The 16,025-nt window shown below is 60.0% G+C and carries 10 protein-coding genes and 1 pseudogene; 4 read left to right on the forward strand and 7 right to left on the reverse strand.

Going from position 1 to position 16,025, the window contains the following annotated elements; translation table 11 throughout:
* Nucleotides 1–196: 196 nt before the first annotated feature.
* Nucleotides 197–1,132, forward strand: coding sequence for a cyclase family protein (locus ACO6VD_RS11290; RefSeq protein WP_422419072.1), 936 nt, complete (start codon nt 197–199; stop codon nt 1,130–1,132).
* A gap of 84 nt (nt 1,133–1,216) precedes the next feature.
* Here the strand turns inward: ACO6VD_RS11290 and ACO6VD_RS11295 are convergent, their stop codons facing one another.
* From ACO6VD_RS11295 to ACO6VD_RS11320, 6 genes are all read right to left on the reverse strand, one after another.
* Nucleotides 1,217–1,840, reverse strand: a complete 624-nt coding sequence (locus ACO6VD_RS11295; RefSeq protein WP_422419158.1) for a DUF2931 family protein — start codon at nt 1,838–1,840, stop codon at nt 1,217–1,219.
* Nucleotides 1,841–2,177: 337 nt separating this feature from the next.
* Nucleotides 2,178–2,831: a DUF2931 family protein gene (locus ACO6VD_RS11300; RefSeq protein WP_422419074.1), complete on the reverse strand. Its 654-nt coding sequence runs from the start codon at nt 2,829–2,831 to the stop codon at nt 2,178–2,180.
* Complete coding sequence (locus ACO6VD_RS11305; protein WP_422419076.1) at nt 2,824–4,674, reverse strand: PAAR domain-containing protein; 1,851 nt, start codon at nt 4,672–4,674, stop codon at nt 2,824–2,826. The genes ACO6VD_RS11300 and ACO6VD_RS11305 overlap by 8 nt, the downstream gene beginning before the upstream one ends.
* 206 nt (nt 4,675–4,880) lie before the next feature.
* Nucleotides 4,881–6,221 (reverse strand): MFS transporter, encoded by a 1,341-nt coding sequence (locus ACO6VD_RS11310; RefSeq protein ID WP_422419078.1) that lies wholly within the window; start codon nt 6,219–6,221, stop codon nt 4,881–4,883.
* Between the two features lie 53 nt (nt 6,222–6,274).
* A complete protein-coding gene (locus ACO6VD_RS11315) occupies nt 6,275–7,810 on the reverse strand; it encodes a class I adenylate-forming enzyme family protein (RefSeq protein WP_422419080.1) in 1,536 nt (511 codons plus the stop codon).
* 2 nt (nt 7,811–7,812) lie between these two features.
* Entirely contained in the window at nt 7,813–8,991 is a 1,179-nt protein-coding gene (locus ACO6VD_RS11320; protein ID WP_422419082.1) for an acetyl-CoA acetyltransferase, read from the reverse strand.
* Nucleotides 8,992–9,140: 149 nt separating this feature from the next.
* On the opposite strand from ACO6VD_RS11320, the gene ACO6VD_RS11325 reads away from it, so the two are divergent.
* Entirely contained in the window at nt 9,141–9,713 is a 573-nt protein-coding gene (locus tag ACO6VD_RS11325) for a LuxR C-terminal-related transcriptional regulator (protein ID WP_422419084.1), read from the forward strand.
* 112 nt (nt 9,714–9,825) lie between these two features.
* Nucleotides 9,826–10,218 (forward strand): annotated as a pseudogene (locus tag ACO6VD_RS11330) (tetratricopeptide repeat protein); the annotation flags it as partial.
* Nucleotides 10,219–10,298: 80 nt separating this feature from the next.
* Here the strand turns inward: ACO6VD_RS11330 and ACO6VD_RS11335 are convergent.
* Complete coding sequence (locus ACO6VD_RS11335; RefSeq protein WP_422419086.1) at nt 10,299–14,039, reverse strand: tetratricopeptide repeat protein; 3,741 nt, start codon at nt 14,037–14,039, stop codon at nt 10,299–10,301.
* A 249-nt stretch (nt 14,040–14,288) separates the two neighbouring features.
* Between ACO6VD_RS11335 and ACO6VD_RS11340 the strand changes: the two genes are divergently transcribed.
* A complete protein-coding gene (locus tag ACO6VD_RS11340; protein ID WP_422419088.1) occupies nt 14,289–16,022 on the forward strand; it encodes a hypothetical protein in 1,734 nt (577 codons plus the stop codon).
* Nucleotides 16,023–16,025 lie beyond the last annotated feature (3 nt).

Here is a 16,025-nt window from a genome sequence, read left to right on the forward strand (position 1 = left end):
GTGTATTGATCGGATCGGGGGGAAAACCCTCTCCCATGGGGGGGAAGGGGGGGGGAGCGGGCTTGCCCCGCGATCAGCCGTACAGCTGCTCTCCCTTGGATCCGTGTCCCACAGGCAAAACTCATTGTCTGCCAGGCCGCTTTTTCCCCTCCGTCACCTTGTCCAGAATCGGTCCACCCTTTTTCAGGAACGACCGATGAAACACCTCAAGCCCCTGCTCCTCGCCAGCGCCCTCGCCGCCACCGCCCACACGGCCCTTGCCGCCGACTGGTACCCTTCCGCCTACGGCGCCCACGACGAAATCGGCGCCGCCAACCTGCTTACCCCTGAGGGGGTGAAAAAAGCCATCGGCCTGGTCACCACCGGCAAGACCTACGCCCTGGGCGTCGCCGTCAGCAAAGAGCTGCCCGCCTTCCGCCACCGCAGCTTCCATCTCTACAACATCCAGCCGGGCGAACAGGCCGGGCAGACCCTGGGCAAAAACAAGTTCACCTTCAATGACGAACTGGTCAACGGCTGGACCGGCGTTGGCACCCAGCTCAACGGCATCGGCCATATCGGTATCGACAACGTCTACTACAACGGCAATAAAGCCGCCGACTTCGTCACCGTCGAAGGGGTAAGCAAACTCGGCATCGAAAAAGTCCCGCCCATGGTCACCCGCGGTGTGGTCCTGGACATGACTGCGCACTTCGGCAAAGCCATCGTCCCGGGCGGCACGGTGTTCAGCGTCGATGACCTCAAGGCGGTGCTGAACAAACAAGGCATCACCCTGCGCAAAGGCGACGTGGTGCTGTTCAACACCGGTTGGCTGGAGTTGATTGGCAAAGACAATCAGCAGTTCCTTGCCACCGAGCCGGGCATCGATATGCCGGCGGCGCAGTGGCTGGCCGATCAGGGGATTGTTGCCTTTGGCGGTGATACCTGGGCGTCGGAGGTGTACCCGAATCCGTCGGGAGAAGAGTTCCCGGTGAATCAGTTCATGCTGGCCAAGCGCGGGATCTACAACCTGGAGCTGATCGATACGCGAGCGTTGGTGCAGGACAAGGCTTTCGAGTTCCTGTTTGTATTGGGCCAGCCGTTGTACAAAGGGTCGACCCAGGTGAATGTGAATCCGGTGGCGATTCGCTGAGCGCATTGTGTTTTTTCCAGGGCAAGGACATCACTCGCCTTGCCCTGTAGAAGGGCTCTGTTGGAACTCACAAAGCTGGAGGCCTTACCAAGAGTCATAGGGAATCCCGTATTTCTCGATGTAGGCTCTTGATGCTTCGTTCGGTGGTCGGTAATAGCCGCTTGCCTTGCCTCCGTAGGGGCCTTTCTTCACGACGGTGCCCTGCACTCGAGCTACATCAATTGGCGCCAAACAAGCGCCCATGAGCCAAACCCTGGTAACCCCACCCGGTGCCAGGCCGACGGTCAGCATATCGCGATAGCCAGTGATCCATTTGTCATCAAATGCGCAGTAAGTCTTCTCGCCCTTGAGCATCGCCCGCCGAGTAGATTCGGGGATAACGATGTAGGCCTCATAGGTTTGCGGTTCAGCTAGCGATTGCCAACGCACGTAGATCAGGCGTGGTAGGTCAGCGCCCAACACCTGCTTGCCCGCACCGGCTCCCGGACGTTGCGGCCAACCTCGTGGATTACCCTTCAGATTCTTTCGGCTTTGGGTTGAGGCAATGCCGCTCATGGCACGGCGAAACGCGCGATCCCGTACGTCCACTGCATCGGCAGTCTCTATCCACACCTCCATATAATCGGGCGTACCGAAACCTAATCGCCACGAGTCGTAGGGTAGCTTGACCTCACGCCGATAACACCCGCCTTCATCTTTCGGGGCAATACGCAAACAAGCGCCGTCTATTTCAAGTAGTGTCCATCCTTTAAACAGCTCTCCCAAACCGGACATTTCGCTTGGGGACAGATGAACTTTGTCGCCATTTCGCTTCCAGGTTCCCTGTGCAAACCCATCAGCCGCGCCATAAGCTACGTGGGCTTTGAACTCGCCATTTTTCTCCAACTTGAGCGTTGACCCCATTTCCATGACGCCCTCCAAGAAGTAGACACCCGCCAACGTTTCCTGATTTGAAGATTCACTCGCCAAGCAGCTACTACTAGCAAGCGCCCAAAAAAGCAGCGCCCATATGTATTTCATGACTTTGTAGTTTCTGAAGCTAAGTTCACCAAGATCCATAGGGAACTCCGTACTTCTCGATGTAAGCTCTTGATGCTTCGTTCGGTGGTCGGTAATAGCCGCTTGCCTTGCCTCCGTAGGGACCTTTCTTCACGACGGTGCCCTGCACTCGAGCTACATCAATTGGCGCCAAACAAGCGCCCATGAGCCAAACCCTGGTAACCCCACCCGGTGCCAGGCCGACGGTCAGCACATCGCGATAGCCAGTGATCCACTTGGCGTCGGCTTGGCAGAATGTTTTTTCGCCCTTGAGCATCGCCTGCCGGGTGGCCTCGGGGATGATGATGTACGCCTCATAGGTTTGCGGCTCGACCAGCGATTGCCAGCGCACGTAGATCAGGCGCGGTAGATCCGCGCCCAGTACCTGCTTGCCCTTTCCTGCCCCTGGCCGCTGCGGCCAGCCTCGAGGATTGCCTTTGATGTTTTTCGGGGTATTGATTGCAGCGAGACCACTCATGGCGCGACGAAAGGCCCGATCCTGTACGTCCACCGCATCAGCGGTTTCGATCCACACTTCCATGTAGTTGGGCGCAAACAGGCCTAATCGCCACGAGTCGTAAGGCAGGCGGTGGGGACTGTTGGCGCAACCGCTCAACCAAAACATCACCCCCACCAAGAGCAGTGCCCTGGGCTTACTCATTGGGGTGCTCCATGCGTTGCATCCCTGCGGCCGGACGGTTTATGAATACGACATCCAGAGCGCTGTTGTTCCAGCCCTTGGCCGCATTCCAGTGGGCCGAGAGGTGGATGTAGCGACGGCGTAACAGTGAGACTTCTTCGCTGGTCAGGGAGGCGTAGGGCTCACCCAGGGCAAAGGCCTGCAATTTGGCGGCGATGGGTTGCAGTTCGCTGGGCAAAAATAATTCGGGTAACCGATCGTTGATTTCGTCAAACGCCACGCCGGCGCGTACCCCCCATTCACGCATGATACGCAGGTATACCAGCGACAACTCGTTGCGCACCTGGCGCTGACTGACGATCGCGGCGTATACACGTTTTTCGGCCTGGGTATCACGTTTACGCTGCTGGGTCTGCACCGACCAGGTGACGATGTCGAGTCCCTCAGGCGGTACATAGGCCAGCCAGTGGCGTGACTCATGACTGAAGCGTTGCTTGGTGCGCGCGTAGGCCGCGGAGCGCTCATTGGGAAGGCTGTTGAATTCCACGCTGCTGTCGGGCTTGCTCAGGAGCAGCTTCTCGCGGGACAACGGCAAGTAGCCGCCGCCGATGTCCGAATGACAGCCGGGGAGCATGATGTCCTGTTCAGTCTGGGTCAGGGAGAAGTTGTGGCGGTACTCATTGTCGGCTACCAGATGAACCACCTTGCGGGCGATGCCCGGCGCGAGCCTTAGGTTGAGCCCAGGATTGACAGCATTGTGCGGGCTGAAGTCGCGATCACGTAGCGAGACGATGCCCGCTACCGTGTCGAACAACCCTATGAAGTTGAGGACAAAGTCACTGCGATGGCGCCAGGCAAAATCGCTCACCAGCAACGGCGAGCCCGCAGGCAATGAACGGGCCAGAAAACTGCCCGGCCCTTTGAGCAGGTCATTGGCACAGTGCCGCGCCGCTGCCGCCCCTCGGCTGAAGCCAAACAGATCCACCTCGACCCGACGAATTTTTAAGCCGGGGTTACTATCTTGTAGCAATCGTATTTGCTTCAGTACCAGCGTGGGCATCTGCTTAACCCGTGCAACAACACCAGTGTCCCCCTGCCCGGTGCCCTGACTGTAGAGCGAGTCACCCTGCCCGCTGCTAGTCCCGATACCTTCGATATATACCGGTATATAGGCCTCCTCGGCTCCTGGCGGCAGTTGCTCCTCGGCCTGGTCCGGATAAAGGTTGTAGAGACGTGCAACATTACTAACGTCATTGCCATAACTGTTATCCGGCGAGTTGCCATCACCATCAAAACCAAAGGCAGCGCAGTGCTGGCGAATGTCCTCGGCGGTTTCCGTCGTCAGGCCAACACTGGCGGCATAGCAATCGGCGGTGGCGGCGCTGTTGGCCTGGTTGTTGCCGGTGCCGTCGAAGAACAGCCCCAGGCGCAGGGCAATGCCAACCTCCTCCAGCTCCTCTTCTTCCTCCTCTTCTTCCAACGGACTGTCGACCACGGGCGCAGGGGCGGCGCCCGACGGGCGTGCTGCGAGTGGCATCGCCGTCACACCTGGTGAGGGGGCATGTGCGGTCTTGGGGGCAGCCTTCTCCGACTGGTAGGTCGCGCTGTCCAGGGAAGGAATCAGCCTGGCCTGGCAAGGGCAACTGCTGATGCTGTCCAGGCTACCCGCTACACGTCTGCCGTGACTTTCAATGTACGAAATGCCGCCGACGATTCGGTAAACACTGCCATCCTTGCCACAGGTAACCCGGTCGCCCTCGCGCACATGGTCGCGGCCAAACATGACGACGCGTTGGTCTGCTTCCAACACTGTGCCACCGCAGGTGGTTTTGTCGCCCAAACGAATGAAATGCCCTGTAGCCACTGAAATTCCCTCTCCAAAGTGTGCGGAACGCGCAGGTTATGGGGTGGGTGGTAGCCGGGTATGTCAGGCGTTTCCGAAAAGTGTTTCCAAAGCGATACCCGTATCAGGCTCAAGGGGTAAAAGTTCGGACTCAGAGGATGTGATGAAGGGCTTGCCCACAATGCGATGGTTTGGCCCATCGCGGGGCAAGCCCACATGTACAGTGGCTACAGCGCGTTGCCTGCCAACTTCAGGTCGACCTGCGCCGACTGCGGTTCTGCCGCGCTGTGACACGCCACAAAATCCTCCTTGCGCAACACCACCAAGGCAATCAGCGACACAATCCCGGTACCGATGTAGAAGTACCACGGCGAGGTAATATCCCCCGTCTGCTGAATCAGCCAGGTCGAAATCAACGGCGCACTGCCGCCAAACACCGCCACCGGAATGTTGTACGCCACGGCAATCCCGGTAGAGCGAATACGTGTAGGCAACAGCTCACTCATGGTCGCGTAGGTAGACGACGCGTACAGCCCGAACAGAATCGCCACCGCCATCAGCGGCCAGAAGAACGAAGCCGGCGTGGCAGTCGGTGCCGCCTTGAAGAACCAGTACATCGCCAGCGTCGCCACCCCCCCCACCACCATCAGGAAGGGTTTGCGCCCGTAGCGGTCGGTGAACATCCCGCCAAAGGGCATGACGAATGCCGCCGAAAGACTGGCGATAAACACGTAGAGCAGCGTGGTGCCACTGTCGAACTTGAGGATGCGCGACATGTAGGTCGAGGCGAAGGTCAGCACCAGATAGAAGATCGAGCTGTGCAGGGTGATGATGAAAAACACCAGGGCAATCGCGCGCTTCCACTGCCAGACTTCACGCAATGGCGCCTTGGAGGTTTCCCCGGCTTTCTGCAGGGCGAGAAACTCCGGGCTGTCTTCGAGCTTGAGGCGGATGTACATGGAGATCAGGCCCATGGGCCCGGCGACCAGGAACGGAATGCGCCAGCCCCAGTCCTGCATCATCTCGGCACCCAGCGCCCAGGTCATGCCATTGGCAACCACGCCGCCGAGCACCAGCCCGAGTACTGCGGTAACCATCAGCCAGCAGGTGGAAAAGCCCCGCCGCCCCGGCCCTGCATACTCGGAAATAAAACTGGTGATGGTGCCTATCTCGCCACCGGCAGAGAAGCCCTGCACACAGCGAATCAACACCAGCAGGATCGGCGCTGCGATGCCGATGGAGGCATAGGTCGGCAGCATGCCCAACAGGCAGGTAGACCCCGCCATCATCACCAGTACGGTGATCAGGGTTTTGCGCCGGCCGATCTTGTCGGCCAATGGCCCGAAGAACAGCCCGCCGAGGGGGCGGATGAAGAAGCTCAAGGCAAACGCGGCAAAGCTGCTGAGCAGGCTGGTGGTCGGGTCATCGGAGACGAAGAACGCCTGGCCGATATACACCGCCAGAAAGCCGTACACGCCATAGTCGTACCATTCGATAAGGTGCCCGGACGTTGCGCCGATAAACGCGCGCCGCCGTTGCCGGGCCGGGTTGTGCTGATGAGTTGCCATAGCAGTATTCCTGTCTTGTTCTTATTGATGGAAAACAGTCCTGGGGACGCGCTTCACGGAACAGCGGCAGTGCTTGCGGCCTCCTTGAGCCAGTGACGCAGTTCGGTCTTGAGGACCTTGCCGTAACTGTTTTTCGGCAGCTCGGCGAGGAACACATACTTCTTCGGTTTCTTGAACGAGGCCATGCGTTCGAGGAACCAGGCCGTCAGCGCACGCTCATCGAGCAGGCTGTCGCCACGGGCAACCACAAAGGCCACCACCGACTCGCCCCACTCGGCATCGGCCTCGCCGACCACACACACTTCGAACACTTCGGGGTGCAGGGCCAGCACCTCTTCCACCTCGCGCGGGTACACGTTGCTGCCACCGGAGATGATCACGTCTTTGCAGCGGTCGGTCAGGGTCAGGTAGCCCTGATCATCGAGGTAGCCGATGTCGCCGGTGAGCAGCCAGCCATCGACCAACGCCTCGCGGCTGGCCGCTTCGTTACGCCAGTAGCCGTGCATCACCGTCGGGCCGCGCACGGCAATCTGGCCGGGCTGCCCGACGGCCAACGGACGCCGTTCGGCATCGAGCACGCGCACGTCCACAGCGGAATGCGCCAGCCCCACCGAAGAGGCGATATGTGTCCAGTCCGCGCGCTGACGATCGGCAATCACTTCACGCGGCAAGGCGCTGATGGTCATCGGGCTCTCACCCTGACCGTAGACCTGCACCAGACGCGGGCCGAAGGTGTCCACGGCGTCCTGCAGATCCGCCAGGTACATCGGCGCACCGCCGTAGACAATGGTCTTGATCCCCTCACCGGCATACCCCGTCACCCGCGCCTGCTCGACCATGCGCTTGACCATGGTCGGCGCAGCGAACAGCGAGACATCACCGAGCCGGGTGGCAAGCTCGAACACTTCCTCAGCCTTGAAGCCACGCGACTCCGGCACCACATGGCGAGCGCCGCAACGCACATGAATGAAGTTGTACAGCCCGGCGCCATGGGACATTGGCGCGGCGTACAGCACCGCCTCGTTGCCGCTGAGCGCATCGACATCCAGCGGATAACACAACGACATCGCCACCAGGTTGCCGTGGGACAGCATCACCCCCTTGGAGCGCCCGGTGGTGCCGGAGGTATAGAACAGCCAGGCCAGGTGATCGGCGTTGCAGGTGTACGGTGTTGCCAGTGCGTCAGCGACAGGCTCCAGCACTCGCCCAAGGCCGGCCAGCTCGCGGCAGTCGTCAGCCAGCTCGCCGGGGGCAAACACCTGGCCGTCATCGGTGAACACCAGCCGTGCCTGGGCGTTATCGACAATCCAGTTGGCCTCACTGCGGTGCAGCTTGCAGTTGATCGGCACCGCCACGGCACCGATCCACCACACGGCATACATAAGTTCCAGGTACTCGCAGCAGTTCTTCATGAACAGCGCCACGCGATCACCCGGCTCCACTGCGTGCTCGTGAATCAGTTGATAGGCCAGGCCACGCACGTTGGCGGCGAAGGTCTGGTAGTCGGCAATCTGCTGTTGCCCGGTAAACAGCGCCGGGCGTTCAGGCCAGCGCTGGGCGGCGGCTTGCAACCAGTTGGCAATATTCAAACTTACGCCCTCCGCGCCTGAAGCACCGAGGCGTAGTTGGCCACCGCCATGCCGCCCATGTTGAACAGCAGCCCGAATTCGGCATTCGGCGCTGCCAGCCCGATCGGGTTGCCGGTCAGTTGGCCGAACGCCAGGGCATGCATCGACACCCCGGTCGCGCCCACCGGATGTCCTTTGGCTTTGAGCCCGCCGGAGAGGTTCACCGGCAACTTGCCGCCGTGCTGAACAATCCCCTCCTCCAGCGCACGATGCCCCTGCCCTTGCGGCGCCAGGCCCATGGCCTCATAAATCAGCAACTCGGCGATGGTGAAGCAGTCATGCACTTCGGCAAAACTCAGGTCATCCAGCGTCACTTGAGCCTTGCCCAAGGCAGACTGGATCGCCCGCTGCGGCCCTTCAAAAGCCAGCAGGTTACGCTGCGACAGCGGCAGAAAATCGTTGACCTGGACCATGCCCTTGATCGCCACTTCACGACGGAACTGGCCGGCGCGCTTGGCCGACGCCAGCACAATCGCCGCCGCGCCATCGGTAACCAGCGAACAGTCGGTCAACCGCAGTGGCTTGGCGATATAGGGGTTGCTCTCGGACACCGTATTGCAGTGCTCGAAACTCATCGCCTTGTGCATCTGCGCCAAGGGGTTGGCCATGGCATTGGCGTGGTTCTTCGCGGCAATCGCGGCCATGGCCGACAGCGGGCTCTGGTACAGCTGCTCGTACTGCGCGGCCGCCAGCCCGAACAACTGCGGAAAACTCAGTCCGGCTTCTTCGGCATCATGCTGATACCCGGCCCCGGCCAAAGCCTTGGTCACTTGTGCGGTGGAGTTGGAAGTCATCTTCTCCGCCCCGACCACCAGCACCAGCTCCGCACTGCCGGACAAAATCGCATTGATCCCCGCCTGAATCGCCGCCGAGCCTGAAGCACAGGCATTCTCGCAGCGGGTGGCCGGTTTGAAGCGCAAGGCGGGATCGGCCTGCAGCATCAACGACGCCGGAAAACCGTCCGGCACCAGCCCCGAGTTGAACTGCCCGAGAAACAGCGCATCGATTTCCGACGCGGCTACATCCGCATCGATCAGTGCGGCGCGGGTAACATCGACAATCAGGTCTTCCAGGGTGGCATCGGTCAAGCGGCCAAAGCGCGAATGCGCGGCGGCGACGATGCTGACGGAGTCGGTAGCCATGGTTTTTATCCTTCTGGTTGAACAGGCGTTCCTTACAATGGCCCCAACCCCGAAGCCCTCGCTATTCGTGCAACTACGTATAGGGATGAGTAGCCCGAGTGATGGATACTGCGAGGCAACACATCATCAGCACGCGGGAGGCCTGCGCCATGACCGACCCAGCCCGACAACTACAAGACCTTGAACGCCTGGCCTTCCAGGTATCGCCTGCATCGCAAGTGATCACCGGCAACCGCCGCATGCTCGACCTCAACGAAGCCTTCCAGAGCCTGTTCGGCTACCAGCGCGACGACCTGCTGGGCGAACTGATCCTCAAGCTCTACCCCTCACAGGCCGACTTCAACATCATCGGCGAACGCAGCCTGAGCTGGCTGCGCCATGCCAAGAACGGTGCCTACTCGGATGAACGCTTCATGCAGCACCGCAGCGGCGAAGTGTTCTGGGCGCGGGCCAACGGCTACACCCTGACCCCGGAAGACCCGTTTCAGTTGATGGTGTGGCACTTCGAGCGCATGGACCGGGTATTCCGGCCCACGGTCAACCTCACGCCCAGGGAGCGCGAGATCTCGGCGCATATCGTCAACGGCCTGACGTGCAAGGAGATCGGGCGCAAGCTGGACATCTCGCACCGCACGGTGGAGGTGCACCGGGCGCGGTTGATGAAGAAATTGCAGGCGAAGAACAGTGCGGAGCTGGTGTCGAAGATCATCGTATTGAACTGACGACGCATCAACGGTTTCGGGGCTGTAGCAGCGGGAACTTCAGATCACGGGCCTAGTCTATAAAGCGCCCGAACCCACCCCAGCCGAACAGCGTTGCAGCCGAGTCCTCCTGATGCCCACCAAGAGTCTTCTGCCAGGTCTTGTCCTGGCGTTTTGCGCAGCCGCATCGCTAGGCTCGGTTGCAGCCGAACGCAGAGCCTCCGCGCACAGCAACAACGCATCAACCACCCTGATTGAAACCGCCTCGCAGCAGTATGCCGATGGCCAGCTGGACCAGGCCGCTGCCACGCTGGAGCGTGCGCTGCATATCCAGCCGAACAATCCTGCAACGCTGCATTACCTCGGTGTACTGCGCCTTCAACAGGGCGAGTACCAGCAGGCTGAAACACTGGCGGCGCGCTCCAACCTGCGGGTTGGGCGCAACGTCCAGCTACGCAACCGCAACATGCAACTGATCCAGGCGGCGCAGCGGGCCCGGGCTTCGGGTACACCGCCGCATGCCGAGCCCAGACATCAGACTCCGCTTGGAACCTATCTGGTAGGTGGCTGAGCGCTACGCATCACACTCTACGTTGTGAGGCTCGATTACCAGGTCCAGGGTTTCCACCAGTTCGGTGTCGCGCCAACGCCGGCTACTGCACCGGCATCGCCAAGTTGCATGTTGATCTCGTGAATCTCGCGCGAAAGCCCAGTAATCATTGAGGCCGCCGCATGCCCACACTTCTTGTACAGCGCAATTGCCTCCTTCATCTGCGCGCGAGCGTTCTCCAATCGGGCCACTCTTTTCAGCACCATGCCGTACACGCTCAGGCAGTCGGCGAACGCCCGGACATCTGCCTTTCTGACGCTTCTGAAGGTTGCGACACCACGCGCCAGATAGGCCTCTGCCTCCTCATAGCGCTCTTGCTTGAAGTAGACCGAGCCGAGCCGGTAGCAAGAATGAGCGATGCGCTGATCGTTGCCGGCAAATGCCGATTCACGCAAATACAACACTTGCACAAACAGCTGCTCGGCCTCCTCCAGGCGGTTCTGTTCTTCACGCAAAGCCGCCAGGCCATTGAACACGATGGCCCGGTCAGCCGTGTCTATCTCACTCAGGTCTTTGGCGATGTCCAGGGCTTCCAGGAAGCACTGTTCCGCCATCAAGAACTGGCCACTGTCTTTATATTCCACGGCCAGATTGTTCAGGTACATCACCAGGCCGCAGCGTGTAGCCGGGTCTCTGGCCATGAGCCGACGGTGTGCCAGCTCAGCCTCAAGGTGCTGTTGGTCCAACCTGAACGTAAGGCACTGGTTGAACATCTCCTGGGCGCTACTGCCGTCGCCGGTCGCTGCAGGAAAGTGTCGACTGCGCTCGACGGCATTGCCCAGCACTTCTTGCGCTTCAACCAGCATGCCTTGCTTGAGCAACAATTGCCCCAGGTTGCACTCCAGCGTGTAGAGCTGTTGATGGTCATCGGGCGCCGTATCAACAAAGATTGCGTACGCGATCTGGTAGGCCTCAGTGGCATCCTTGACCTGGTCCAGACCCGCGCACACGTTCGCATAGGTCACTAGCGCATGGATGTGGGTCGGATGCCAGCTGGGTAGCGAGTCTCCAGCAGCTTCCAGCGCTTTGGCAGCGAATGCGCGAGCGCGGATGTAGTCCTGTTTATCGCAGTAGGTGTCCGCCAGAACGACCGTCAGGGTAATGAAGTCGATGTCGAACGCGTCGAAAACCTTGGCCGCCATTTTGAAACCCTCGAGCAGCATTGCTTCTGCCGCGTCGAGTTTTCCCAGTTCCCTGTAGATCAAACCGAGGTTGCTGAGGATCTGTACCAGGTCTCGATTGCCGTGCGGATAAGCCGCCAACTGGATCTTGTAAGCTTTGCTCCCGAGGCTCGCCGCCTCTGCAAGATCACCTTGCTGATAGCGGGCAAGCGCGATGACCGCCAACACCTTGCCGACTTCTGGATGGTCCTTGCCGAACGCGGCTTCAAACTGCGCCAACACCTGCCGTTGAAGGTGTTCCGCCTTTTCCGGGCGTCGACTGGCAATGTACATCGCGGCCAGGTTGGCGTTATTACGCGCCTGTAGCGTGAGGTTGTTGTCAAAGCGGCCGGCAATCAGTTCGGCAACAAATGCGCACCAGGCTTCGCACAGTGCGTTGTACGAAAGGTCGATGAACTGGTGGGTAACCTGGTTGCAAACCGCCAGATCCTCGACCGCCAGCGGAAACCAGAGCCGCGAGCAGGCTTTCCAGGCGGCGGTGATACTCGCTATCGCTTGAGCAGGCTCTGCCTGTTGAGCGCCGAGCGTGGCGAAGGCTTGCATCAAGGTTGCCGGAGCAGACTGGTAGCAGGCCACGACGCAAAGCGGCTTTTGCAGATCCCAACGCAGCGTGTCCAAGGCCACGGCGTCTTCAGAATCCAGGGCAAGCAGCTCACAGGCCTGGAAAATGCGCTCGGCGATGACCAGCGGGGTGAAGCTGCCCAACGCATTACTCAGCGATGGATCCTGGCCATTGCTCGCCCATCCCACGATGTGAATGATTTCCTGGCGAATAAGGATTTCATCTGCACCCTGCATGACGGCAGACTGCAACGACGAATGCATCAGTTGCTCACGCCCCTCATAGCGCACCAGGTAAGGACGCAAAACCGACAGCACACGACTCATGAGCAGCTGCGGAGCGCGTTTCTGCCCGCTATCGCCTTCGGGCGCATCGTTGTCGCTTGCCAGCAGCAAGGCAAGTTGGCGCTCGGAAAGCCCCGCCCGCGACGCGCACAGGTACTGTGCCGCCCGGGTCACGATCTGCGGATGGTTTGCCGTGCTGAGGTCAAGGTCCCAAGCTGTGAGCATCGAGCGGAACAGGCTTCCAACATCCGCATGACTGAGCAACACCTGAATATCTTTCTCAAGCGTTTCATGGGCCGAACGAACACGCATTTGTTCGAGGACAACCCGCAAGTACACCGGCAAGGTCATTGCTGGCGCCTGGATCAGCTGGTTGACCAGCGTGTCCGGTAAACGCTTGCGGTAGTTGAGGGTGTAGGTATCGATCATTTTGCGCAGCAGCGCAGCATCCGCGCGCTCAAGCCCATAGCGCCAGACCGCTTCCTCGCCTGCATCCAGGCTCGGTGTCGCCGACAGAATGATGATGACCTGGTCAGGCAAGGACAGCTTCTGGAACTGCCGCAACACCTGGCTTGGGTTATCGAAGCGCTCGATACCATCCAGGAGCAGGATAAGCGGCTTGCCTTGCGCCGTGGCGACGCTGCGCGACAGCAGCTGGACCAGGGCCTGCCACTTTTCGTTTCCAGAAGGCACTTGCGTCAATGCTTGCTCTGGCGTCACGCGGCCTTCAAGCAACACCTGAATGTCGTCAAGCCACTGATCAATACCCCGTTTACCATCGGCACCGACGTGAAAGTCGAGGACCCTGGCGCCTGCAAGCAGTGGCTGGCGCGGCAGGTTGCGCGCCAGATAAGCCATCAAGGCACTTTTGCCCGCTCCCGGCTCACCGATAATCAGCGCAGGTCGTTTTTCTTTGCCACTCAGCCGGCTACGGCAATAGCCCAATACCGCCTCGCAAGACCCTGTTGGCGGCACATAAAATTTCAGCCGCGTACTGGCAAAGTTCTCATGCGGCAGGCGCAGCAAAGCCAGGGCGCCCTGCTTTTCCGGATAGCGGCGGTCCAACTCCTGCAGCAATTGAGCCTTTACCGACTCGCCAAAGGCTTCAACCGATTCGTAGTTATCGATTTCGATGACGCCTGAAGCGCGCAGCTTGTGCTTGAGCACCTCAAGTTTGCCATGGCCCGGGTCATAAAAATCGGTGGCCTGCGCGCCGCCAGACTGACTGTACAGCTCACTGGTCAGTGCTGTGCTACGCAAATAGAACAGCGCTTCGGCACGGCCCTGCTGTTGCCCCTCAAGCGCGTAGTCGAACTCAAGCTCGGTCACGCTGATGTTCTTGTCCAGCGCCGTCTGGATCGTGCCGACGTACTCGCTGAGCTCCTTACCCTGCAGGTAGTCATTTAGCATCGCCTGGTCTGGAACCCAGCCATAGCGCTCGCCCAGAAAGCCGATAAAGAACGGTGGGAATTCACGGCAGCGGTCGATTTCTTTCAGGCAGACTGCGACGGTTGTGCCTTTTTCAGCTTCCTGCTCGGTGATGCCCCAGCGCAGGTCAATTTCAGTAAACCCCACGCCTCGGCTTTCACACGCCTCACGCACTTCGGGAAATACCCGTGTCAGCAGGTAGTGTCGCTCGGCCTGCATATCCTTGAAGGTTGAGGAAAGGAAGACCCTGATTTCCCTGACTGTGCTGCTGTCATTTTGCATGAAGACGTCCGTGAGCGAGCTCGAAGCCGATAATGGCCAATCAATATCAAGTAACATTTAAAGCTGAATTGGAGCTGCCACGCAATAATCGGAAAGTTTTTCATAATAATGTCCATGTACGCCTCCTAATCCTTATCTCACCTCGATATGCTGGCGCTCTTTGAGTAAAGGCACATTGATGTCATGTCGAGCTTAGGCAGTAGCCCCAGTGCGCCGGATGCTCTCCGGTTGATGAGTGAATCCACAGGTATGAGCCAGCCCCTTTCCATCGTCATCGGTGTCAGCGGGCATCGCGACGTTCTCGCCCAGGACGCTGCGCGCATCGAACGTCAGTTCCGTGAGCTGATTGCGTCATTGCGCCGGCAGTACCCCGACCTTGCCCTGCGGGTGATCACCGGGCTTGCCGAAGGGGCCGATCAACTGATCGCCAGAACCGCCCTGGCGCTGCGAAAGGAAGGCTTGCCGGTAGAGCCGGTAACGATGTTTCCGATGCCGCTGACGCACTACCGCGAAGACTTCCACGGCGCAGCGCTAGAGGCGTTCGATGCGCTCCACGCAGAGCTTAAGGCGCTCGGCCTGCCGGTACTGGAACTGCCGCAAGAGAGCGAGCGCCAGCAGGCCTACTGCAACCTGGGTGATTACCTGCTCAACAAGTCCGATGTTCTGGTGGTGATCTGGGATGGCAACCTGTCGGCCAATCGCGGTGCGCAGCCCAAACCAGGTGGCACCGAGCACATCACCTTGCAGGCACTGCAACCACTGGAACTGCTGGCGCGCACGCGCGACACCGCCAGCCAGCTGCGCAACGACATCAGCCGCTACCTGCACGACGTCGACACCGTGCCGGTTTACCGCATCAGCGCCAATCGTCAGTCTGCCAGCGCCATCGATCAACACTGCGGTTACATCCTCAGTGCCGGTGCCGAAGGTGTCAGCGTCAGCGACAAACCGCCGGCCAACACCCTGGAACACCTGCGCGAGTTGAACCGGTCGAGCCGTGCCCTTGCCCAGAACAGCAAGAGCCAAGGCCATTGGCCGAGCGACGACCAGCCGTTCTACAGCCAGCGCTCTGCCGACCTGAAATCGATAGGCGAACTGTTCCAGCGTTTCGACGGCCTGGCCAACGCCATGCAACTCAAGACCGACCGCACCCACCGTACCGTGGCCGGGCTGACCTTGCTGTTGACCAGCGTGTTCCTGTTCTACGCAAAAATCCTCCCTGTCGCGTTGGTGCTGGCGGGCTATGTCTGCCTGTTCGTGCTGTCATTTCTCTGGTACCTGCGGGCCAAGCCCAACCGGACCAAATTCCGCTACGCCTTTTACCGCGCGGTTTCCGAGTCGTTACGTATCGAATTCTTCTGGCAAGCACTGGGCCTGGTCGATCCGCAAGGCAACGCTTCGCTGGCGCAACGGCTACCGGCCCAAGGCCAGGACAAGCGCCGCACCATCGTCTCGCTGATCAGGCAGGCGTCGCTGGGTGGCAACACCACCAGCGTGCTTCCCGTAGAGCGCAGCAAAGTGCTTAACGACTGGATTGCCGCGCAGCGCGCGTACTACCACAAAGCCCGGCATCGTCTGCACCTCAAGCACGAGAAAATCGAACGCGTAGTCAAGGCGACCATCTGCATTCCAGTAATCCTCTGTGTATTGCTGCTGTCCTTCTATTCCTTCTTCAAGCACACCACCTTGCCTGGGCTGGAGCTGGCCTGGAAAGACCTGATCGTGTTTGCAATCGGCTGGATTCCGGTGATCGGCGCGGTGCTGGAGCTGCACGCCAACAACACCTCCATCAAGGAACTGCACGCGCAGTACCAATCGACCGAGCGCTACCTTGAGCGCGTTGAAGCGCTGTTGGCGAGCCCGCAAGCCGAGGGCATGGGCCCAGCCGTATTCGAAGTGGTCGGTGTTGAACTGTCCCGCGAGCACATGAGCTGGTTGGCCACCACCGAACGCAAGGCCATTGTTCCCGCCCACGGCGGTTGAGCG

This window comes from Pseudomonas sp. GZD-222 (assembly GCF_049310525.1).
Taxonomy (GTDB): domain Bacteria; phylum Pseudomonadota; class Gammaproteobacteria; order Pseudomonadales; family Pseudomonadaceae; genus Aquipseudomonas.